Annotated in this window: 12 protein-coding genes; 8 read left to right on the top strand and 4 right to left on the bottom strand. The window is 73.1% G+C overall.

The window, feature by feature from the left end:
• Window positions 1-124: 124 nt before the first annotated feature.
• The 3 genes from BM085_RS16625 to BM085_RS16635 all read right to left on the bottom strand — a co-directional run bounded on the left by BM085_RS16625 (window position 125) and on the right by BM085_RS16635 (window position 3,800).
• Window positions 125-952: an MIP/aquaporin family protein gene (locus tag BM085_RS16625; protein WP_093887882.1), complete on the bottom strand. Its 828-nt coding sequence runs from the start codon at window positions 950-952 to the stop codon at window positions 125-127.
• A 346-nt stretch (window positions 953-1,298) separates the two neighbouring features.
• Window positions 1,299-2,639 (bottom strand): APC family permease, encoded by a 1,341-nt coding sequence (locus BM085_RS16630; protein WP_093887883.1) that lies wholly within the window; start codon window positions 2,637-2,639, stop codon window positions 1,299-1,301.
• A 114-nt stretch (window positions 2,640-2,753) separates the two neighbouring features.
• Entirely contained in the window at window positions 2,754-3,800 is a 1,047-nt protein-coding gene (locus BM085_RS16635) for a class I SAM-dependent methyltransferase (RefSeq protein ID WP_093887884.1), read from the bottom strand.
• Window positions 3,801-4,066: 266 nt separating this feature from the next.
• Here BM085_RS16635 and BM085_RS16640 point away from each other — a divergent pair, with 266 nt between their 5' ends.
• The 4 genes from BM085_RS16640 (at window position 4,067) to BM085_RS16655 (ending at window position 10,510) form a co-directional block, all read left to right on the top strand.
• A complete protein-coding gene (locus BM085_RS16640; RefSeq protein ID WP_177245135.1) occupies window positions 4,067-4,903 on the top strand; it encodes a TetR/AcrR family transcriptional regulator in 837 nt (278 codons plus the stop codon).
• On the top strand, window positions 4,900-7,416 hold the full coding sequence (locus BM085_RS16645) for a PEP/pyruvate-binding domain-containing protein (protein ID WP_093887886.1): 2,517 nt from the start codon (window positions 4,900-4,902) through the stop codon (window positions 7,414-7,416). Before BM085_RS16640 ends, BM085_RS16645 begins: the two co-directional genes overlap by 4 nt.
• 154 nt (window positions 7,417-7,570) lie before the next feature.
• The gene (locus BM085_RS16650) at window positions 7,571-9,115 is read left to right on the top strand and encodes a PucR family transcriptional regulator (RefSeq protein ID WP_093887887.1); all 1,545 of its coding nucleotides are present in this window, start codon (window positions 7,571-7,573) and stop codon (window positions 9,113-9,115) included.
• A gap of 144 nt (window positions 9,116-9,259) precedes the next feature.
• A complete protein-coding gene (locus tag BM085_RS16655) occupies window positions 9,260-10,510 on the top strand; it encodes an NAD(P)/FAD-dependent oxidoreductase (protein WP_093887888.1) in 1,251 nt (416 codons plus the stop codon).
• Window positions 10,511-10,569: 59 nt separating this feature from the next.
• Here the strand turns inward: BM085_RS16655 and BM085_RS16660 are convergent, their stop codons facing one another.
• Window positions 10,570-12,408 (bottom strand): AfsR/SARP family transcriptional regulator, encoded by a 1,839-nt coding sequence (locus BM085_RS16660; RefSeq protein WP_093887889.1) that lies wholly within the window; start codon window positions 12,406-12,408, stop codon window positions 10,570-10,572.
• A 217-nt stretch (window positions 12,409-12,625) separates the two neighbouring features.
• Here BM085_RS16660 and BM085_RS16665 point away from each other — a divergent pair, with 217 nt between their 5' ends.
• The 4 genes from BM085_RS16665 to BM085_RS16680 all read left to right on the top strand — a co-directional run.
• Complete coding sequence (locus BM085_RS16665) at window positions 12,626-16,105, top strand: amino acid adenylation domain-containing protein (RefSeq protein WP_093887890.1); 3,480 nt, start codon at window positions 12,626-12,628, stop codon at window positions 16,103-16,105.
• Window positions 16,102-16,866, top strand: a complete 765-nt coding sequence (locus tag BM085_RS16670) for a thioesterase II family protein (protein ID WP_093887891.1) — start codon at window positions 16,102-16,104, stop codon at window positions 16,864-16,866. Before BM085_RS16665 ends, BM085_RS16670 begins: the two co-directional genes overlap by 4 nt.
• A complete protein-coding gene (locus BM085_RS16675; protein WP_093887892.1) occupies window positions 16,863-19,139 on the top strand; it encodes a lantibiotic dehydratase in 2,277 nt (758 codons plus the stop codon). Before BM085_RS16670 ends, BM085_RS16675 begins: the two co-directional genes overlap by 4 nt.
• A partial coding sequence (locus BM085_RS16680; protein WP_093887893.1) for a lantibiotic dehydratase occupies window positions 19,136-21,234 on the top strand: 2,099 nt, incomplete at its 3' end. The genes BM085_RS16675 and BM085_RS16680, both read left to right, overlap by 4 nt.

The following is a 21,234-nucleotide window of genomic DNA, read 5'->3' on the forward strand; positions in this document are numbered from 1 at the left end:
GCGGGCGATCTCGTTGCCGCCGTGATCGAAGATCATGAAACGGGTGCTCGTGGTGCCCTGGTCGACGGCTCCGACGAAGTCAGCCATGGGATGTCGTCTCCTTTGCGGCGTGCCGGTCAGCGCTTCAGGCGGGGCCGTGCTCGGGCTCGGTGGGTATCCGGCCGGGCTCGGGTTCCTCCGTGATCGGCAGGTACCGGCCGACGAGCGCCTGGTACAGGCCGGCGCCCAGCACGCCGCCGATCAGCGGCGCCACGATGGGCACCCAGAAGTAGAGCTGGCCGTACTGGTCGCGCCAGGCCGTCCCGTAGCCGGTGAGGAACGAGGCGAGCCGGGGCCCGAAGTCACGCGCCGGGTTGATGGCGTAGCCCGCGTTGGTGCCCCAGGCCATGCCGATCGCCACGACGACCAGTCCGACCACGAACGGAGCGAGGTTCGCCGCGGGCGCCGAGTTGCGCACATCGGAGACGGCGAGGATGAGGAACAGCAGGATCGCGGTGCCGATTATCTGGTCGCCGAACGCCGCCCAGAGGCCGACGGGCAGCGCTCCGTTGCCGGGCATCGTCGAGAAGACGAACTGGCTCTTGAACGTGTGGCCGGGATCGAACGCCGCGAGCACGTCGGCGTAGTTCCACCGCACGATGAGCGCGGCGACGAACGCGCCCGCGGTCTGCGCCAGCGCGTACGGCAGCACCTTGCGCCAGGAGAACCCCTTGAAGACCGCGAGCGCGACCGTGACGGCCGGGTTGAGATGCGCGCCGCTGATCCGGCCGGCGGTGTAGACGCCCAGCGTGACGCCCAGTCCCCACGCCCACGCGATGCTGTCGTGATTTCCGAGCCCGCCGGCGACGACCTGCGCCACGACGCCCACCCCGAACAGGATCAGGATCAGCGTGCCCGCGAACTCGGCGGCCAGCTCACTGATGATCTCGGGGGCTTTTCTCGGGTTCGCCATGTCCGCCCCTTCTCGAAGCCGTGCGGCTCGCCCTTCCCGCGGACCGCCCCCCGCAGCGGAGACCGGTCGCAGGTCACCGAGGCCCGCTCCCCGCGGACCGTGGGACCTGCCCGGCGGCCGGCGATCGCCGAGCCTTCGAATACCAGACAGCATTTCCGATCGTTATTGAGATCTCCGCATATGCCACCTATGACACGCGTTCGACCATCAACAGATGGTGCGGACTGCCTAAAGAACAGCACCGACGCCGTCAGCGGGCCCAGCCGGGCCGGCCCCGGCCCGCGGCGTGCGGCGTGTCGTACCGGGCCGGGTGAGCCGGTCCGGCCCGGTACGGCACGCCGCGCGGTCACTCGGTGGGGGCCTGGCGGCGGGTCACCAGCCAGTTGACCACCCACAGCAGGAGGCCGATGCCCAGCAGGACGCCCGCCCGGATGTAGACCTCGGCGGGCCGGCCCGTCAGGGGGCTGGCCAGGACGAAGGCCAGGACGGCGCCGAGCACGGGCAGGATCGTCGGGGCCCGGTAGTGCGCGTGGTCCACGGTGTCCTTGCGGAGCACGAGGACGGCCACGTTGACGACGCTGAAGACGCACAGCAGCAGGAAGGCGGTGGTGTCGCCGAGCCCCGCGATCTCTCCTGTCGAGATCAGGGCGATGGCGAGCGCCGTGGTGAAGACGATGCCGACCACCGGTGTACGGCGGCGCGGGTCGACCCAGCCCAGGCCGCGCGGCACGACCCGTTCGTTGGCCAGGCCGTACACCAGCCGGGAGGCCATCATCATGTTGATCAGCGCGGAGTTCGCCACGGCGAACATGGCGATCACCGCGAACAGCTGGGGCGGGAAGCTGATCCCACCGGCCTTGACCACCTCCAGCAGGGGCCCCGACGACTTCTCCAGGACCCGGTGGTCGACCAGGAGCGAGGAGGTGACGGCGACGAGGATGTAGATCGTGCTGGTGATCGCCACCCCGAGGAAGATCGCCCGGGGGAAGTTGCGGGAAGGGTCCCGGGTCTCCTCGGCCATGTTCACCGAGTCCTCGAACCCGACGAACGCGAAGAAGGCCAGGGCCGTGCTCCCGAGCAGCGCGAGGAACAGGCCGCCTTCCTGGTCGGTGCGGATCTCGGTCAGCCGGGCGGGCTCCCCCGCGCCGGTGACGACGGCGTACACGCCGATGACGATGATCACCAGGAGCCCGGTCAGCTCGATGATCGTGAACACGATGTTGGTCTTCACCGACTCCGAGACGCCGCGATAGTTCAGCAGCGCGATCGCCACGATGAAGACGATCCCGACGATGACGCCGGGCACCGTGACGAACGTCTTCAGGTAGTCGCCTCCGATGGCGCGCGCCGCCGCGCTGGCCGAGGTGAGTCCCGAGCACATCACCGTGAACGCCACCATGAACGTCAGGAACGGCGTCCGGAAGGCGCGCTGGGTGTAGAGGGCCGCTCCGGCCGCTCTCGGATACTTCGTCACGAGCTCGACGTAGGACATCGCCGTCAGCGCGGCGATGACGAACCCGATCAGGAACGGCACCCACAGGGCTCCGCCGACCTTGCCCGCGACCTTGCCGGTGAGCGCGTAGACGCCGGTGCCGAGGATGTCACCGACGATGAAGAGAAGGAGGAGTTTGGGGCCGATGGCCCGTTTGAGCGAGACCTGTCCGACCTCGGGATTGGGGGATGTCATGCGTGATCCCGTTCCCCCCCGCCACGCTCCTGACACGGGGATCGGCGATCACACGCCGCCGGCCCGGCGGGGCGCTCCGCAGCCGGACGGCGCGCCGGCCTCCCCGCCCGCGCGTTACGGCTTCAGCTCCAGCACCAGGTTGAACGGGGTGACGGCCGCCTGGCGTGTCCGGGTGAACCCCGCCTGCCCGGCCACCTCGAACAGCCGGTCCTGGCCGGCCTGGGCGCCCAGCGCCTCGGTGCCGCCCTGGGAGATCGCGTTGGGCACGCAGACGGTGGCCGAGGCGTTGAAGAAGAGCCGGCCCACCGGGTTGAGGTCGTCCGGCAGCCGCCCGTGCGCGAACGGCTCGACCAGCAGCACGGTGCCGTCGGGCGCGAGGGTGGAGCGGATGTGCCGCAGCACGGCGACGGGATGCCCCATGTCGTGCAGGGAGTCGAACAGGCACACCAGGTCGTAGCCGGACCCGGGGTAGTCGTCGGCGCCGGCCGTCTCGAAACTTACCCGGTCCGCCACTCCGGCCTGCTCGGCCAGCTCGCGGGCCCGCGCGATCGAGGCCCCGTGGTAGTCGAAACCGGTGAAGCGCGAGGCCGGATACGCCTGGGCCATCACCAGGGTCGAGGCGCCGTGCCCGCAGCCGACGTCGGCCACCCGGGCGCCCTCGGCCAGCTTGTCCTGGACTCCGCCGAGCGCGGGGATCCAGCCGGTCGGCAGGTTGGCGGCGTACCCGGGCCGGAAGAATCGTTCGGTGCCGGCGAACAGCGCCTGGTCGTGGTCGGTCCAGGCCAGGCCCTTGTCTCCCCGGTAGGCCTCCACGATCTTGGCCTCGTCGCGGTACACGGACGAGATCACTTCGGCGAGCCCGGTCATGAAGACCGGGCTGGAGTCGTCGGCGAACACCGTCGCCTGCTCCTCGCTCAGCGTGTAGGCGCCGTCGTCGTAGGAGACGTATCCGGCGGCGGCCTGGGCCGCGAGCCATTCGGCGACGAGCCGCTCGCCGGTGCCGGTGCGCCGGGCCAGCTCGCCGGGGCTGAGCGGTCCCGCTCCGGCCATCGCCCTCCACAGGCCCAGCCGGTCTCCGAGCACGACCGTCGCGGCTCCGAACGCGGCCCCCATGTCCAGCACGACCCGATCCACGAGTTCCTGAAGCCTGGCCTCGTCCATCGGAGCCTCCTCGACGGTCTGGCGGGTGCCCTGCCCGCGAGCCGTGGTCTCCCTGCGTGGCGGCGCCACAGGACCGTCACGACATCATCCGCGCACGCCCGCTCACTTCCGGCGACCTTTGCCCCGATCGTACCGTCAACCTTCACACATCTTCCTAAAACGGACATTCAACATCGCGCAACAGCCCGGCCGATGACGTGGTATCAATTAAATGACCAAATAATTGTATTTGGTCAAACATTTTAGCGACGGTTGGGTGGAGGACTGTGGAACCACAGGCCAGAAGGGCGGGGCGCCCGCCCCAGGACGCCTCGCGCAGGCTGGAACGGGCGCACCGCATCTTGGACATCGCCGGCGACCTGATCCTGCGCTGGGGCTACGACAAGACCACCATCGACGACATCGCCCGCCGGGCCGGGGTCGCCAAGGGCACGATCTACCTGCACTGGAGGACACGCGAGGAGCTGTTCGCCGCGCTCCTGCGCCGGGAGCGGGTCGAGATGCTCTCCCAGGTGCGGCTCCGCGTCGCGGAGGGCCCCGGCACGCTCCGCGACCTGCTCGGGCTGCTCGCCTCCGAGCTTCTGAGAAGACCGCTGATGAGGGCGAGCCTTCTGGGCGACTCAAAGGTGCTGGGCAAGCTCACGCGCCTGAAGCGGAGCAGCGGGGCCGCCGCCGACCTGCCCACCGGCTTCGAGACCTACCTCGGCGCGCTGCTGAGGCTCGGCGCGCTGCGGGCCGACCTCACACCTGCCGAGCACGTCGTCGCGCTCGCCTCCGTGCTCTACGGGTTCCTGCTCGTCCCGCAGATGATGCCGGAGGGGTACGCGCTGCCCGACGAGCGGCTGGCGGAGCTGCTCGCCGACGCCGGGAGCCGGGCGGTGGCGGCGGGCGGCCCGGTCCCGGCCGGCAACGCCCGCGCGATCTCGCGGGCGACCCTGGAGTTCGCCGACCTCGCGGTGGAGACCGCGCAGCGGAAGCTGCGCGCATCCCTCGGCTCCGAGGAGCCGGGGAAACCCGAGAAGTCCGGAACATCCGGAGCATCCGGGAAGTCCGTCACCGGCCCGGAGAAAAGTGCGACCAGCCTTGAGGAGAATGCGACGTGAACGTCCTCCCCCTGCACGACACGGCAGCCGATCTCGCCCTGGCGGGCGGCAAAGGGGCCTCGCTGGCCCGCCTGGCCCGCGCGGGCCTGCCGGTCCCCGCGGGCTTCCACATCACCACGGACGCCTACCGGGACTTCGTCTCACGCGACGGCCTGCATGACCTGATCATGGAGACCATCTCCAGCGCGCCTCCGGAGCAGGCCGCCCGGCGGATCGCCGCTCTGTTCGCCGAGCGCGACATGCCACCGGAGACCGCCGCCGAGATCCGCGCGGCCCACGCGGAGCTCGGCGACGACGTGCCGGTGGCTGTGCGCTCCTCCGCGACGGCCGAGGACCTTCCCGAGATGTCGTTCGCCGGCCAGCAGGACACCTACCTCAACATCCGGGGCGACGCCCTGCCGGACGCGGTCAAGCGCTGCTGGGCCTCGCTGTGGACCGCGCGTGCCATCGCCTACCGGACCGGCAACCAGGTCCCGCAGGACGACGTGGCGCTGGCGGTGGTGGTCCAGGAGCTGGTGCCGGCCGACGCGGCGGGCGTCCTGTTCACCGCGGACCCGGTCACCGGGGCACGCGACCGGATCGTGATCAACGCCTCGTGGGGCCTGGGCGAGGCCGTCGTCGGCGGCCAGGTGACGCCCGACACCGTCGTGGTCGGCAGGTCCGGATACGAGGTCGTCGAGGAGCACGTCGGCGACAAGAGCGTCATGACGGTCCGCACGCCCGGCGGCACGCGCGAGGAGCCGGTGCCCGGGGAGCTGCGCCGCCGGCCCGTGCTCGACCGGGCGCAGGCCGTACGGCTCGCGCGGATCGGAGCGCGGATCGAGGAGCTGTACGGCACGGCCATGGACGTGGAGTGGGCCGCGCACGACGGGGCGTTCTCCATCGTGCAGGCCCGGCCGATCACCGGGCTCAGACAGCCGGTCGAGGAGTGGAACGACAGCCTGACCGGCGACTACCTGTGGACCGGCGCGAACCTCGGCGAGGCCATCCCCGACGTGATGACGCCGTGCACGTGGTCGCTCGTCCAGATCTTCATCCACGAGGCGATGTCGGCGTCGGCCATGCCCGGGTTCGACCTGGTCGGCAATATCGGCGGCCGTTTCTACATGAACCTGAGCATCGTGATCTCGATGGCCAGGGCGCTGGGCATGCAGAGCCGGCTCGGCGCGATCGAGCAGGTCTTCGGCAAACTCCCGCCCGGCCTGGACGTGCCGCTGCTGCCCACCTCCCGCCTGCGGATCGTCAAGGACGTGCTGCCGCTCGCCTTCACCCTGCACAAGCGGGTGGCGGCCAACCTCAAGAAGATGCCCGGCTTCCTCGCCACGGCGCAGCCGCGCTGCACGGCGCTGCGCGAGCGGGCCGCCGCCGCCACCACCACGGGCGAGCTGGCCGGACTGTGGGAGAAGGAGCTGCTGCCGTACTTCGTCGAGGCCTGCCAGGCGCTGGAGGCCGCCGGACGCCAGGGCGGCAGCTCCCTGGTCTGGACCCGCGACAGGCTGCGCAGGATGGTGGGCGAGATCGACGCCGAGGCTATGCTCACCGGGGCCGGAGCCGACGGGGAGCTGGCCAGCCTCGGGCCGATCGTCGGCCTGCAGAGGCTCGCCGGGGGCGAGATCGACCGGGAGACGTTCGCCCGCGTCTACGGGCACCGGGGCGCGCACGAGTTCGAGGTCTCCGTCGCCCGTCCCGGCGAGGACCCTCAGTGGATCGACGCGCAGCTCGCGGCCATGCCCGGCACCCGGCACCAGGCCGGCGCGCTGCTCGACCGCCAGAGGGAGGCGCGTGAGGCGGCCTGGGAGCGGTTCGAGCGGCGTTACCCCCGCAAGGCGGCGAAGACGCGACTGCGGGTGCGGCGGTGGAACGCGATCGTCCGTGACCGGGAGACGGCCCGCTCGGAGGTGATACGCGCCTTCTGGGCGCTGCGCGCCTTCGTCCGGCGGGCCGGGGAGCTCACCGGCCACGGTGACGATCTGTTCTTCCTGTCGATCCAGGAGATCCTCGCCGTCCTGCGCGGTGACGACGGTCCCCTGGCGGAGGTGGCGATCCGGCGGGCGACCTACGAGCGTTACACGGCCCTGCCCGCCTACCCCACGCTGATCGTCGGCCGTTTCGACCCGGTCCGCTGGGCCGCCGACCCCGAGCGGCGCGGCGACCTCTTCGACGCCCGGGGCGGCGGCGCCCCGGTGAGCGACACGGTGACCGGCTTCCCCGGCGCGCCGGGCATCGTCGAGGGCGTGGCCCGCGTCATCGCCGATCCCGAGGACGGCGACCGACTCGCCCCGGGTGAGATCCTCGTGACGACGCTGACCAACATCGGCTGGACCCCGATGTTCCCCCGCGCCGCCGCCGTGGTGACCGACATGGGCGCGCCCCTGTCGCACGCCTCGATCGTCGCGCGCGAGCTGGGCATCCCGGCGGTGGTCGGCACCGGGAACGCGACCATGCGCCTGCCCGACGGTGCCAGGATCCGGGTCGACGGCGAGCGCGGCACAGTGGAACTGCTGACGCCGTAGACGCATCCCGGCGCCGGCGGGAATCAGGGGAGAATCGAGGGATGGGGAACGGAGCCGTGCGGGAGCCGGCCGTGGGTGAGGCCCCGCCGGCGACGGCGGGGGCGGCCTCGACGGCATCGGCGGCATCGGCGGGAGCGGCGGACGGGGGCGGCGGATGCTGAGGCTGGATCGGCTGGTGAACGTCCTCGGCGGCTACGGGGCCCGGCTGTGCTGCGCTCCCGCGTCACGGGAGGTGGAGCTGCGCAACGTGGTGGTGCACGATCCGACCGACCCCCGTCCCGCGACCGGTGACGTGTTCCTGTCGGTCGGCGTGGATTCGGCCGCCGAGGCCGTGCGGCTGGCGCGGTCGGCGCGTGCCGCCGCGCTGCTGGTGCGCGGGAGCCCGCCGCTCGACGAGCACGCCCTGGCGGAGGCCCGTGACGGCGGGATCGCCGTGCTGCTCGTGGAGCCGGAGGTGTCCTGGAGCCAGCTCTTCGGCGTGGTGTACGGCCTGGTGCTCGAAGGACGCGAGACCGAGGCCGGGCGGGGGCCGACCGACCTGTTCGCCTTCGCGGACATGCTCGCCGCCGAGGTCGGCTCCGCGGTGACGATCGAGGACCAGATGTCGCGCGTCCTGGCCTACTCCGGCCTGCAGCAGAGCGCCGATCCGGCGCGGCTGGAGACGATCCTGGGCCGGCGGGTGCCCGACGCCATGCGCCGGCTGTTCGAGCGGAAAGGCGTCTTCGCGCACCTGGCGACCTCCGACGAGCCGCTGTTCGTCGGCCCCTCCCCGGCGCACGGCATCAGAGGCCGCATGGTGGTCGCCGTACGCGCCGGACGCGAGCTGCTGGGATCGATATGGGTCGAGTGCGAGCACCCGCTGTCCGACGAGCGCCGGATCGTCCTGGGGGACGGGGCACGGGCGGTCGCGCTGCACCTGCTCCGTTCCCGGGTCAGCGCGGACCTGGAGCGGCAGGTGGAGTCCGACCTGGTCATCCGGTTGCTGGAGGGGACGGCCGACGCGCCCGCCGTGATCAGCAGGCTCGGCCTGCCCCGGGGCCGGTTCCGGGTGATCGCGCTCCAGGCGCACATCGCCGAGGAGCGGCATGCCGCGGTCCTGCTGGCCTTCGAGCGCGCGACCACGGGCTTCGGCTGGTCGCGGCCGGGGCGGAGCGCGCTGTTCGGCAACACCCTGTACACGCTGCTGCCGTGCGACAGCGACGTCACCCCAGCCCGCGACTGGCTCGCCGGGATCGTGAACGTCCTGCCGCGGCGGGTCACCGTGTCCGCCGGCGTCGGCGGAGCGGCGGGGCCCACCGAGCTCCCCGCGAGCAGGCAGGAGGCCGACGAGAGCCTCGCCCTGCGGGCGGCCCGGCCCGGCGGCGCCCTGGCGGTCGTCTACGACGAGTCGTGGGACGAGATCCTGCTGCAACGGCTCCGGGCGGCCGCCTCGTCGGGGCGCGCGCCCGCCCGGGGGCCGGTCGCCGAGCTGACCCGGCACGACGCCGAGCACGGCACCCGGCACATCGCGACGTTGCGTGCCTGGCTGGAGTCGCAGGGAGACCTGGCCGTCGCCGCCGGGCGCCTCGGCGTCCATCCGAACACCGTCCGGTACCGGCTCCGGAAGATGGCCGAGATCACGGACCTGCGGCTCGACCTGCCGGAGAAGCGGCTGGCGATGATCATCGCGCTGGCCGTCGTCCAGGAGCGGCAGCCCTGATCCCCCGCGTTTGTCGGAGCCGGACAAAGCCCCACCCCCTGCTTGTCCAATGCGCACAGACCGTTCTCGCGCCGTGGCGGCGATGCTCGTCTCGCGCGGGTGGTGCCCGCGGCAGGCAGATGATGTGAGAGCGGAGAAGTGGTCATGGGTATCGATGGTGGGCCGCGTACGGCGGTGGTGATCGGCGCCGGCGTGGTGGGGCTCTCCACCGCCTGGTTCCTGCAGGAACGCGGTGTGGACGTCACCGTGGTCGACCGTGACGGGGTGGCCGCGGGCGCGTCGTGGGGCAACGCGGGCTGGCTCTCACCGGGGCTGGCCATCCCGCTGAACGAGCCCGGCGTCCTCCGTTACGGCCTGCGCTCCCTGCTCGACCGGAGCGCCCCGCTGCACGTGCCGGCCACCCCCGACGTCGGCCTGTGGTCCTTCCTCACCCGTTTCGCGGTGCACTGCAACTGGAAGTCCTGGGGCCGGGCCGTGCGGGCCAACCTCCCGTTCAACGAGGAGTGCCTGGAAGCGTTCGACGTGCTCACCGCCAACGGCGTCGACGCCCCCACGGTCGAGGCCCCGATCATGGCCGCGTTCGAGAACCCGAAGCAGGCCCTGGGACTCCTGCACGAGCTCGAGCGCATCAACGCCTCCGGGCAGGAGATCCGCTACACCGCCTTCGAGGGCGACGACCTCGGCAAGCAGGCGCCGCAGCTCTCCCCCCGCGCCAGGGCCGGGATCCGGCTGGACGGGCAGCGCCACGTCGACCCCGGGGAGTTCACCCGGTCGCTGGCCCGCGCCGTCGTCGCCCGCGGCGGCACGATCCGGTCCGGCTTCCGGGTGACCGGGGTGCACGACGACTCCGGCAGGCTCTCCGTCCGGTCGGGCGCGGGAGACTCCGTCAGCGGTGACGCCGTCGTCCTGGCCACCGGCGCCTGGCTGAACGTGCTCGGCCGGGAATGGGGCGTCCGCCAGCCGGTGCGCGCCGGACGCGGTTACTCCTTCACCGTGCCGACCGAGGAGGCCGTGCCCGGGCCGATCTACCTGCCCGCCGTACGGGTGGCCTGCACGCCGTACCAGGGCAAGCTGCGCGTCGCGGGGACGATGGAGTTCCGTGACGCCGACGCCCCCCTGGACCAGAGGCGCGTCGACGCGATCATCACGTCCGCCCGGCCGCTGCTCACCGGCGTCTCCTGGGAGGAGCGCACCGACACCTGGGTCGGCCCGCGCCCCGTCACCCCCGACGGCCGGCCGCTCATCGGGGCCACCCGCGCCCCCGGAAGGTTCGTCGCCGGCGGGCACGGCATGTGGGGGCTCACCCACGGGCCGATCACCGGTCGCATGCTCGCCGAGCAGATCACCACCGGTAAGCAGCCCGCGGCTCTGCGGGACTTCGACCCCGTCCGCTGACGCCGGACGAGCGGCGCCTGACGGCGGGGGCGACGACCTCGCCCCCGTCGCCCCCGCCGTCAGGCCGGCCGCCCCGCCGCGTCCGGGTCGAGGACGAACAGCCGGGCCAGGTCGTCGAGGCGGTAGTGGAGCCGCCCGGCCTGGCCGGTGTCGACCACCGAGACGAACCGGGCCTCGACCAGGGCGTCCAGATGGTCCCCGGCGACGGCGTGGTCCAGGCCGCAGACGGCCGCCACGGTGCCGATCGCGAACTCGACCGGTCCCAGCCTGGCCAGCCGGTCCAGCGTCTGCCGGGCGTCCTGTCCTATCCGGGAGTGACTCTGCCGCAGACCGTCCCGCACGGCCAGGTCCGCGACGCTCAGCTCGTCCAGACGGCGGCGCTCGTCACGTAACACGGCGGCCAGACCGGCGAGCTGCCAGTACGGGCGGGCGGCGAGCCGGGCGCCGCAGATGCGCACCGCCAGGGGCAGCCCGCCGCAGAGCCTGACCAGCTCCGCCGCCGCGTCGGGTTCGGCGCTCACCCGTTCGTGTCCGATGATGGTCGCCAGCAGATGGACGGCGTGGTCGATGTCGAACCGGTCGAGCTCCACGATCCGCGCGCCGCTGACGCCCACCAGCCGGGACCGGCTGGTGACGAGGACCGAGCACGCCGACGAGCCGGGGAGCAGCGGCCTCACCTGCGCCTCCCCCAGCGCGTCGTCCAGCACGACCAGCATGCGCCGGCCGTTCATGAGGCTGCGGTACAGGGCCGTGCGCTCGGCCGGGTCGTCCGGGACCGCGCTTTTGCCGACTCCGAGCGCCCGCAGGAACCGCCCGAGCACGCGTACCGGGGATTCGGGGGCGGCTCCGGTGCCGCGCAGGTCGGCGTAGAGCTGACCGTCGGTGTAGGCCGGCATCAGCCGGTGCGCGACGTGCACGGCCAGGGTGGACTTGCCGGCTCCGGCGGGACCGGTGACCCCCGCGACCATCGCGGCCGGCCGCGTCGGGTCGTTCAGCATCCCGCCCAGGTGGTCCAGGAGCGCGGCGGTCTCCTTGTCGCGTCCGGTGAAGTCGGCGATGTCGGCGGGAACCTGGTGGGGTACGACCGGACGCCCCCATCCCGCGCCGTGGGACCGCTCGAACCCGCCGAGCAGCGGGGGGTCCTGGTCGAGCACGGTGAGGTAGGCGCGTTGCGCGTCCGCGCTGGGCGCGACACCGAGCTCGTCGGCGAGCCGGGACCTCAGCTGCTCGTACTCCATGAGCGCCTCGGCCGGCCGGCCGCAGGCGGCGTACAGCTCGATCAGGCGCGTGTGCAGCGGCTCGTCGAACGGCCGCCCCCGGGCCAGGGCGCGGGTCCTCGGCAGCAGCAGTTCGGGCGCCTGCACCGAGATGGAGAGCCCGGCCAGCCGCTGCAGGCACATGGCGTGGTCGTCGTCGAGGGCCCGCACCGCGGAGTCCTCCCGCACCCCGTCGGGAGCGCCGTCCAGTACGGGGCCACGCCACTGTTCGAGCGCGTTCATCAGGGCGGCCAGCCGCTGGTGGGGGTCGACGCCGGTGGTGTCGGAGTCGGCGGCCAGTGCGGCCCGGAACCGGGTGGCGTCGACGGACCGGTCCGGCAGCCGCAGCCGGTAGCCGCCGTCGACGTGCTCCATGGAGGCCGCCGAGCCGGTCTGGTCACGCAGCCAGGAGCGCAACCGCGACGCGGCGGTGCGCAGGGCGATCGTCGTGCCGGCGCCGTGGCCCCACACCTGCTCCATCAGCCGCCCCTCGGCGACGACCTCGCCGTTGTGCAGCAGCAGCACGGCCAGGAGCATGCGGGGATGGCGCGCGGGCAGCGTCACCGCGATGCCGTCAAGGCAGACCCGGAGCGGTCCAAGAATCTGAAAGTCGTATGCGGAAACAGCCTTATTGACGATCATGCCTATTCCCCCATGTGGACCCCTCGCAGATCCCTCGCGAAAAGGTCACACCTAAGCCGCGTATAGCTACGTTTGCGGACATAGCAATCGTACGGCCAATGATCGGCAATCTCCTCCCTTTAACGTTCCACGTGTCAGCGAGCCGCGAGTCGTGCCTGAGGGCGGAACACGGGTAACGGCGGATCCAGATGGTGAGCAACGTGCAGGAATTCCGGAAATGCAACATACGGTAGTCGGCCGATTCCTCGATGTCGCAAATAACAATCCTGACCGCGTCGCGGTGCATTCGGTTGACTCTTCAATCACATATGCGGAACTGGCGCACGCCGCCGGCGGGATCCGGCACCTCATCGCCGCGGCGGGGGGCCGCTCGGGAGCGCGCGTCGGCCTGCTGACCGGCCAGGACGCGACGATCATCGCCGCGATCATGGGGACGCTGCTCTCCGGCTGCGTCTACGTCCCGCTGGACCCGTCGTATCCGGCGCCGCGGCTGGCGTACATGCTCGACGACGCCGACGTGACCGTGCTGGTCACCACGCGCGGGCACGAGGCGCTCGCCCGGACCCTCCTCGGGGACCGCTCCTGCCAGGTGGTCCTCATCGAGGACGCGACCCCGGCGCCGCCGTCGGCCGCCGAGCCGATCGAGCCGGACAGCCTGGCCTACCTGCGCTACACCTCCGGGTCCACCGGCGTGCCCAAGGGGGTGGCCCAGAGCCACCGCAACCTGGCGCACTGCGTCGGCAACCAGATCGACAGCCTGTCGATCACCGCCGAGGACCGGCTCAGCCTGCTCGCCTCGGTCAGTTTCGACGCCTCCATCCCCGACATCTACCCCGCGCTGCTGACCGGTGCGGCCGTGGTGCCGATCGACGTCCGCGCTCTCGGGCCGGACGAGCTGGTGCGCCGCCTGGCCGACCTGGGAGTGACCGTCTACCACTCCACCCCGACGCTCTACCGGTACGTGCTCGACGCGCTGGGGCCCGACGGCCGGCTGCCGGCGATACGCACCGTGCTGCTGGGCGGGGAACGGGTGACCGGGTCCGACGTGGCCGCGGGCCGGGGACGCTTCGCCGCCGGCTGCTGGTTCGTCAACGGTTACGGAGCCACCGAGGCCACCTTCGTGGCCCACCACCGGATCCCCTTCGACGCACCGCGGGCCGACCCGGAAGCCGGCCCCCTGGTGCCGATCGGCCGCGCGCTGCCCGGCTACGAGGTGGTGCTGCTGGACTCCGACGGCGGTGAGGGGGAGATCGCCCTCCGCGGCCCGTACCTCGCGCTGGGGTACTGGCGGGACCCGGAGCGCACCGCCGAACGGTTCACCGTCGACGGCGAGGGCAGGCGGGTCTACCGCACCGGGGACCTCGGACGCGAGCTCGCCGACGGCACGCTGGTCTGCCTGGGCAGGCTGGACCGGCAGATCAAGGTGCGCGGGTTCCGCGTCGAACCGGCCGAGGTGGAGACACACCTGACGGGACAGCCGGGAGTGGCCAGGGCCGTGGTCACGCTCGCCGGCGACAGGCTCCTCGCCCACGTCCAACCGGCTCCCGGCGCCGTGCTGGATCCGGCCGGGATACGCCGGACCGCGGCCGAGGTCCTCCCGGACTACCTGGTGCCCGCGGCGGTCGTGGTGCTGGACGCGCTGCCGCTCACCCCGACCGGCAAGGTGGACACCCTCGCCCTGCCCGCGCCGGGCCCCGCCCGCGCGGGTGAACGGCCGGCGACGCCCGCCGAGGCCACGGTGCACGACGCCTGGTGCGACGTGCTCGGCGTGGCCCAGGTCGGCGTGACCGAGCCGTTCTTCGACGCCGGCGGCCACTCCCTGCTCCTGGGGCGGCTCCAGCAGCGGCTGGCCGGCGTGTTCGGGACGCCGGTGCCGATGATGACGCTGTTCGAGCACACCACGGTGCGGGCCCAGGCCCGTGCCCTGTCCGCTCCGGCGGCCGCGCCGTCCCCCCGGCCGGCCGTCGCGGTCGCCTCTGGCACCGCCGCCGATCCGGGCGGACTCGACGACTTCGACGACCTCGACGGCCACGTCGCGGTGGTCGGCCTGGCCTGCCGGTTCCCCGGCGCGCCCGACCCGGCCGCGTTCTGGTCCGTGCTGTCCGACGGGGTGGACGCCGTCTGGGACTACTCCGACGCGGAGCTGCGGGAGCTGGGCATCGGGGCGGCGCTGCTCGCCGACCCCGCGCACGTGAAGGCCGGCGGGAAGCTGGACGGGGTGGCGGACTTCGACGCGGAGTTCTTCGGATTCACCGCCGACGAGGCCGCCCGCACCGATCCGCAGCACCGGCTGTTCCTGGAGACGGCCTGGGAGGCCCTGGAGGACGCGGGATGCGATCCGGACCGGTTCGACGGCCAGATCGGCGTGTTCGCCTCCACCTCGGCCAACCGGTACTTCCTGTTCCACCTGTTCGGCAACCCCGCCGCCGGCACCCCCGACGACCCCGACGACTGGGAGGGGCGGATCCTGCCCCACCAGCGCGCCGACCACCTGCCGGGACAGGTCGCCTACCGGCTCGGCCTGACCGGCCCGGCGATCGCGGTGCAGACCGCCTGCTCCAGCTCCCTGGTCGCGATCTGCATGGCCGCCCAGAACCTCGCCGACCACCGCTGCGACCTCGCGCTCGCGGGCGGCGTCACCGTCACCTGGCCCCGGCACCGGCACACTCCCGGCGGGATGGTCTCCCCCGACGGACGGTGCCGGGCGTTCGACGCCGCGGCCGGCGGCTCGGGGTTCTCCAGCGGGAGCGGCGTGGTGGCGCTGAAGCGGCTCGCCGACGCCGTCGCCGACGGCGACCACGTGTACGCCGTGATCCCCGGCTGGGCGATCGGCAACGACGGCGCCGCACGGGCGGGCTTCGCCGTACCGGGCCTGACCGGGCAGGTGTCCGCGGTGACCGAGGCCCTCGGCGACGCGGGGATCTCCCCCGACGAGATCGGCATGGTGGAGGCGCACGGCAGCGGCACGCCGCTGGGTGACGCCATCGAGGTGGAGGCGCTGACCCGTGCCTTCCGCGCGGCCGGCGCCCAGGGCACCGGATACTGCGCGCTGGGCGCGGTCAAGACCAACATCGGCCACACGGACGCCGCCTCCGGGATCGCGGGGTTCATCAAGGCGGTCCTGTCGGTACGGCACGGGCAGGTCCCCGGCAACCTGCACCTCGACACCCCCAACCCGCAGCTCGACCTGGACCGCGGGCCGTTCTACCTGCCCGCCAAGACCGCGCCCTGGCCCGACGACCGCCGGCGCGTGGCCGGGGTCAGCGCGATCGGCATCGGCGGCACCGGCGCCCACGTCCTGGTGGCCCAGGCGCCGGAGCCGCCGGCCACGGCGCCCGTCGCCGGGGGCCGGTACCTGCTCCCCGTCTCCGCGCGCTCCCCGGAAGCCCTCCGCGCCGCGATCGTACGGCTGCGCGACCACCTGACCGCCAACCCGCACCTGTCACCGGCCGACGTGGCGCACACCCTGACGGCGGGACGCCGCTCCTTCGCCCACCGGGCCGTCGTGGAGTGCGGCAGCCTCGCCGAGGCGATCGAGGCGCTCGACCCCGACCTGCTGATGTCCCGGAGCGGCGGAACCGGCCTGCCGGAGACGCCGCCCTCCGGCTCCGTCGCCCCGGGGCGACGGGTGCCACTGCCGACCTATCCCTTCCAGCGGCAGCGCTACTGGATCGACCCGCCCGGAGGCACCCGATGACCACCCTGACGGCCCGCTGGTTCCGGTGCCCGCGGCCCCTGCCACACGCGCCCCTGCGGCTGTTCTGCCTGCCGTACGCCGGCGCGGGTGCGGGCGTGTTCCATCCGTGGCCGGCCGCTCTCGCCCCCGGCGTGGAGGTGGTGGGCGTCCAGCTCCCGGGCCGGGAGAACCGGATCGTCGAGCCGGCCGAGATCGACCTGACCGAGCTGGCCGCCGCGGTCGCCGACGCCGCGGCCGCCGACAGCCGCCCCTACGCGCTGTACGGGCACTCGCTGGGCGCGCGGCTCGGGTTCGAGGTGATACGGAGCCTGCGCCGTACCGGTGCGCCCCTGCCGGTCCGGCTGTACGCGGGTGCCGCCCGCGCGCCGCACCTGAGCGGGTCCGACGCGTTCGACGGGCTCTCCCGCGTCTCCGACGACGAGCTGGTGGCCCGGGTCGTGGCCGGGGGCGGCGTGCCCGAGGCGGTCGCCGGGGAACCGGAGCTGCTGGAGCTGCTGCTGCCGACGCTGCGGGCGGACTTCGCCTGGCTGGACGACTACGTGTACCAGCCCGAGCCGCCGCTGCCGGTGCCGATCACGGCCTTCGCCGGCACGCTCGACCGGGCCGTCTCGACCGAGCAGATGGCCGCCTGGGAACAGCACACCACCGCCGGGTTCGTCCTGCACCACGTCGACGGCGGTCACTTCTTCCTCCAGGACCGCCTGCCGGACCTGATCTCCCTCCTCTCGGCGGACCTCAGGGCCGCGGGCGGTGAACTGTGACGAAGGTGCACCTGGGCGGCACCGGCTGGTCGGTGTGGCAGGACGCGCTGCTGCGCACCACCGGCTTCCCCGCCGCCGGGCTGGAGGCGTTCGCCGCGCCTTCGGCGGCGGCGGCGGCCGACGACCTGCTGGCGGGGCGCGGGGACGCCGGGGTGTTCGACAAGGCACTGGCCGGCGCGATCGCCGCCGGAGCCGCGAAGATCTGCGACATCGCCGCCGACCCGCTGGTCCGCGAGGCCGTCACCTGGCAGAACCCCGGCGTGCTCATCGCCCTGGACGGCCTGGTCAGGCGCGGACCCCAGGCGGCCCGCAACGCGCGCCAGCGCGGCCGGGAACGGACGATGCTCCGCTACTGGCAGCGCTACTGCGCCAAGAACGAGACCATCGGCTTCTTCGGACCGGTCTGCTGGGTCGCCCTCGACGCGGACGCCCGGCAGGCGTTGGACGTCCGTACCGGCCCCGGCCTGCTGCGCGAGCGCCGGGTCTTCTTCGAAGGCTGGGCGATGTCCGCCTACGCCGACCACCTGGCCACCGACCCGCGGGTCCGCCGCTGCTGGCCGCCCGCGCTGATGCCCCACCTCACCCTGCGCGAGCGGGAGCTGCTCCGCCCCCTGCAACCGCCGCTGGCCCTGTCCGCACCGGAGGCGGCCCTGCTGGCCCGGTGCGACGGCCGTACCCCCGCCGTCGAGGTGGTCGCCGACCTGGCCCGCCCCGAGGACGGCTACCTGCTGCTCGAACGGCTCGCCGAACGCGAGCTCATCACCTGGGACGCCGCCCTGCCCAGCACCCACGCCATCGAGGGAACACTCCGCGCCCGCATCACCGCGATCGGCGATTCCGACCTGCGGCAGCGCGCGCTGACCGGACTGGACCGGCTGCGCGCGGCCCGCGACGCCGTCGCCGCCGCCGCCGGCGACCCCGACGCGCTCAAGACCGCCCTCGCCGCCCTGGACGAGGAGTTCACCGCCATCGCCGGCGCTCCGCCCCGCCGCCGCGACGGGCAGATGTACGCCGGCCGCACCCTCTGCTACGAGGACACCGCCCGCGACCTCGACGTCACCGTCGGCGCCCCCCTCCTGGACGACCTCGCCCCGCCCCTCGCCGTCATCCTCACCGCCGCCCGCTGGCTGACGGCGGCGCTCGCCGACGCCTACGGGAAGGCACTGCGCGAGCTCTACGACGACCTGCGGGAGGACTCCGACGCCCCGGTACGGCTGGCCGATCTGATGTCCCTGTCCCAGGGCCTGTTCTGGGGCACCGGGCGGCGCCCCGCGGACGAGGTCGCCGAGGAGTTCACCCGCCGCTGGGAGAGCCTGTTCGGCCTCGAAGGCGACGACACCCGCGTCCGGCTGTCCGCCGCCGACCTGGCCGAGCCGGTGGCGCGGCTCTTCGCCGCCGAGCGACCCGGCTGGGCCACCGGCCGGCTGCACAGCCCCGACCTGCAGATCTGCGCCACCGACGTCGACGCGATCAACCGCGGCGACTACCAGGTGGTCCTCGGCGAGCTGCACGCGGCCTGGCCGACGCTCGACTGCGACATCTTCACCGCCTGGCATCCCGACATCGACCGGCTGCGCGAGGAGCTGACCGCCGACCTCGGCGAGCACCGGGTCCGGCTGCTTCACCCCGCCACCTGGCCCCGGCACACCGGACGCGGTTCGGCGGGACTGACCGGTGTCACCGACAGGTTGCTGGGATTCGCCGCGGCGCCGGGCGCCGACCCCGACCGGCTGCTGCCGGCCACCTCCGTCACCGTCTCCGACGAGGACGGAACGCTGATCGCCACGGCCTCCGACGGGCACCGGTGGCCGCTGATCGAGATGTTCGCCGGCATGCTCAACGGCCTCGCCGTCGACGCCTTCAAGCTCACCACACCCGCCCCGCACGCCCCCCGGATCACCATCGACCGGCTGGTCATCACCCGCGAAACCTGGCGCACCACCGTCGCCGACACCCGACTGGCCGCCGTCACCAACGAACGCGAACGCTACCTCGCCACCCGCGCCTGGCGACGACGCCTCAACCTGCCCGACCAGGTCTTCATCAAGATCGGCACCGAAGTGAAACCCTGCTACTTCGATCTCACCAGCCCCCACTACGCCGACGCCCTGTGCACCATGCTGCGGGCCGCCGGGGACGAGGCGTCCGTGACGATCAGCGAGGCCCTGCCCACCCCCGGCCAGGCCTGGGTCCCCGACCACGACGGCAACCGCTACTTCAGCGAGCTGCGCCTGCAGATCATCGACTCCGTACCCGCGGGCGGTGGGCGATGACGAAGGTGAACCTGGGCGACACCGGCTGGTCTGCGTGGTCGGACGCGCTGCTGCGCACCACCGGCTTCCCCGCCGACGGGCTGGACGCCTTCGCCGCCCCCGAGGCCGCGGCCGCCGCCGACGACCTCCTCGCCGGTCACGGCCAGGCCGAGGTGTTCGACAAGGCGCTGGCCGGCGCGATCGCCGCCGGAGCCGGGAAGATCTGCGACATCGCCGCCGACCCGCTGTTCCGCGAGGCGGTCACCTGGCAGAACCCCGGCGTGCTGGTGGCTCTGGACGGAATCGTCGCCGGCGGACCGGGTGCCTCCCGCAACGTGCGCCGCCGCGACCGCGAGCGCGCCGTGATCCGCTACTGGCAGCGCTACTGCGCCAAGAACGAGACCATCGGCTTCTTCGGCCCCATCTGCTGGATCACCCTCGACGCGGACGCCGGCCGGACGCTGGACGTCCGTACCGGGGCCGGCCTGCTGCGCGAACGCCGGGTCTTCTTCGAAGGCTGGGCGATCACCGCCTACGCCGACCACCTGGCCGCCGACCCGCGGGTCCGCCGCTGGTGGCCGCCCGCGCTGATGCCCCACCTCACCCTGCGCGAGCGGGAGCTGCTCCGTCCCATGCAGCCGCCGCTGGCCCTGTCCCCGGTCGAGGCCGCGGTGCTGGCCCGGTGCGACGGCCGCACCCCCGCCGTCGAGGTGGTCACCGGCCTGCCCCGCCCCGAGGACGGCTACCTGCTGCTCGAACGGCTCGCCGAACGCGAGCTCATCACCTGGGACGCCGCCCTGCCCGCCGGACACGGCGCCGAACAGGCCCTGCGCGAACGCATCGCCGCGATCGGCGATCCCGACCTGCGGCAGCGCGCTCGGGACGGACTGGACCGGCTCTGCGCGGCCCGCGACGCCGTCGCCGCCACCGCCGGCGACCCCGACGCGCTCAAGACCGCCCTCGCCGCCCTGGACGAGGAGTTCACCGCCATCACCGGGGCCCCGCCCCGCCGCCGCGACGGGCAGATGTACGCCGGCCGCACCCTCTGCTACGAGGACACCGCCCGCGACCTCGACGTCACCGTCGGCGCCACCCTCCTGAACGCCGTCGCCTCTCCCCTGAGCGTCATCCTGGTCACCGCCCGCTGGCTGACGGCGGCGCTCGCCGACGCGGGCGAGAGGGTCCTGCGCGAGCTGTACGACGAGCTGCGGGAAGGAGACGACGCCCCGGTCCGCCTGGCCGACCTGTGGTATCTCGCCCAGGGGCTGCTGTTCACTCCGGGCGCGGGACCGTTCCGCGCGGTGTCGGAGGACTTCACCCGGCGCTGGGTGGAACTGATCGACGTGCGGTCCGGCTCCGAGGGCGGCGCCCGCGTCCAGCTGTCCGCCGCCGACCTGGCCGAGCCGGTGGCACGGCTCTTCGCCGCCGAACGGCCCGGCTGGGCCGCCGCCCGGCTGCACAGCCCCGACCTGCAGATCTGCGCCACCGACGTCGACGCGATCAACCGCGGCGACTACCAGGCGGTCCTCGGCGAGCTGCACCCGGCGTGGACGCCGTTCGACAGCGCGCTGTTCAGCCCGTTCCACCCCGACCCCGATCGGCTACGCGCCCACTACGACCTCGACCTGGGATCGGACCGGATCCGGATCCTGTATCCGGAGGACTACCCCCGCAACACCAGCCGCGCCAGTCATGGCCTCGCCGGTCCCGGTGACCGGCAGCTGGGTGTCGACAGGGCGCGGGGCGCCGACCCCGACCGGCTGCTGCCCGCCACCTCGGTCACCGTCTCCGACGAGGGCGGAACGCTGGTCGCCACGGCACCCGACGGCCAGAAGTGGCCGCTGATCGAGATGTTCGCCGGAATGCTCAGCACGCAGTTGATGGACGCGTTCAAGCTCACCCTGCCCGTCTCGCACGCCCCCCGGATCACCATCGACCGGCTGGTCATCTCCCGCGAGACCTGGCGCACCACCGTCGCCGACACCGGACTGGCCGCCGTCACCAACGAGCGTGAACGCTACCTCGCCACCCGCGCCTGGCGACTCCGTCTCAACCTGCCCGACCAGGTCTTCATCAAGATCGGCACCGAAGTGAAACCCTGCTACTTCGATCTCAC

The sequence above is a fragment of the Streptosporangium canum genome, from assembly GCF_900113865.1.
In the GTDB taxonomy this organism is placed as follows: Bacteria; Actinomycetota; Actinomycetes; order Streptosporangiales; family Streptosporangiaceae; genus Streptosporangium; species Streptosporangium canum.

What these genes read in the sequence shown, in the direction of transcription:
- BM085_RS16670 (WP_093887891.1), top strand. Translation starts at nt 16,102, where the DNA reads ATGACCACCCTGACGGCCCGCTGGTTCCGGTGCCCGCGGCCCCTGCCA.
- BM085_RS16630 (WP_093887883.1), bottom strand. Translation starts at nt 2,639, where the DNA reads ATGACATCCCCCAATCCCGAGGTCGGACAGGTCTCGCTCAAACGGGCC.
- BM085_RS16650 (WP_093887887.1), top strand. Translation starts at nt 7,571, where the DNA reads ATGCTGAGGCTGGATCGGCTGGTGAACGTCCTCGGCGGCTACGGGGCC.
- BM085_RS16625 (WP_093887882.1), bottom strand. Translation starts at nt 952, where the DNA reads ATGGCGAACCCGAGAAAAGCCCCCGAGATCATCAGTGAGCTGGCCGCC.
- BM085_RS16635 (WP_093887884.1), bottom strand. Translation starts at nt 3,800, where the DNA reads ATGGACGAGGCCAGGCTTCAGGAACTCGTGGATCGGGTCGTGCTGGAC.
- BM085_RS16660 (WP_093887889.1), bottom strand. Translation starts at nt 12,408, where the DNA reads ATGATCGTCAATAAGGCTGTTTCCGCATACGACTTTCAGATTCTTGGA.
- BM085_RS16655 (WP_093887888.1), top strand. Translation starts at nt 9,260, where the DNA reads ATGGGTATCGATGGTGGGCCGCGTACGGCGGTGGTGATCGGCGCCGGC.
- BM085_RS16665 (WP_093887890.1), top strand. Translation starts at nt 12,626, where the DNA reads ATGCAACATACGGTAGTCGGCCGATTCCTCGATGTCGCAAATAACAAT.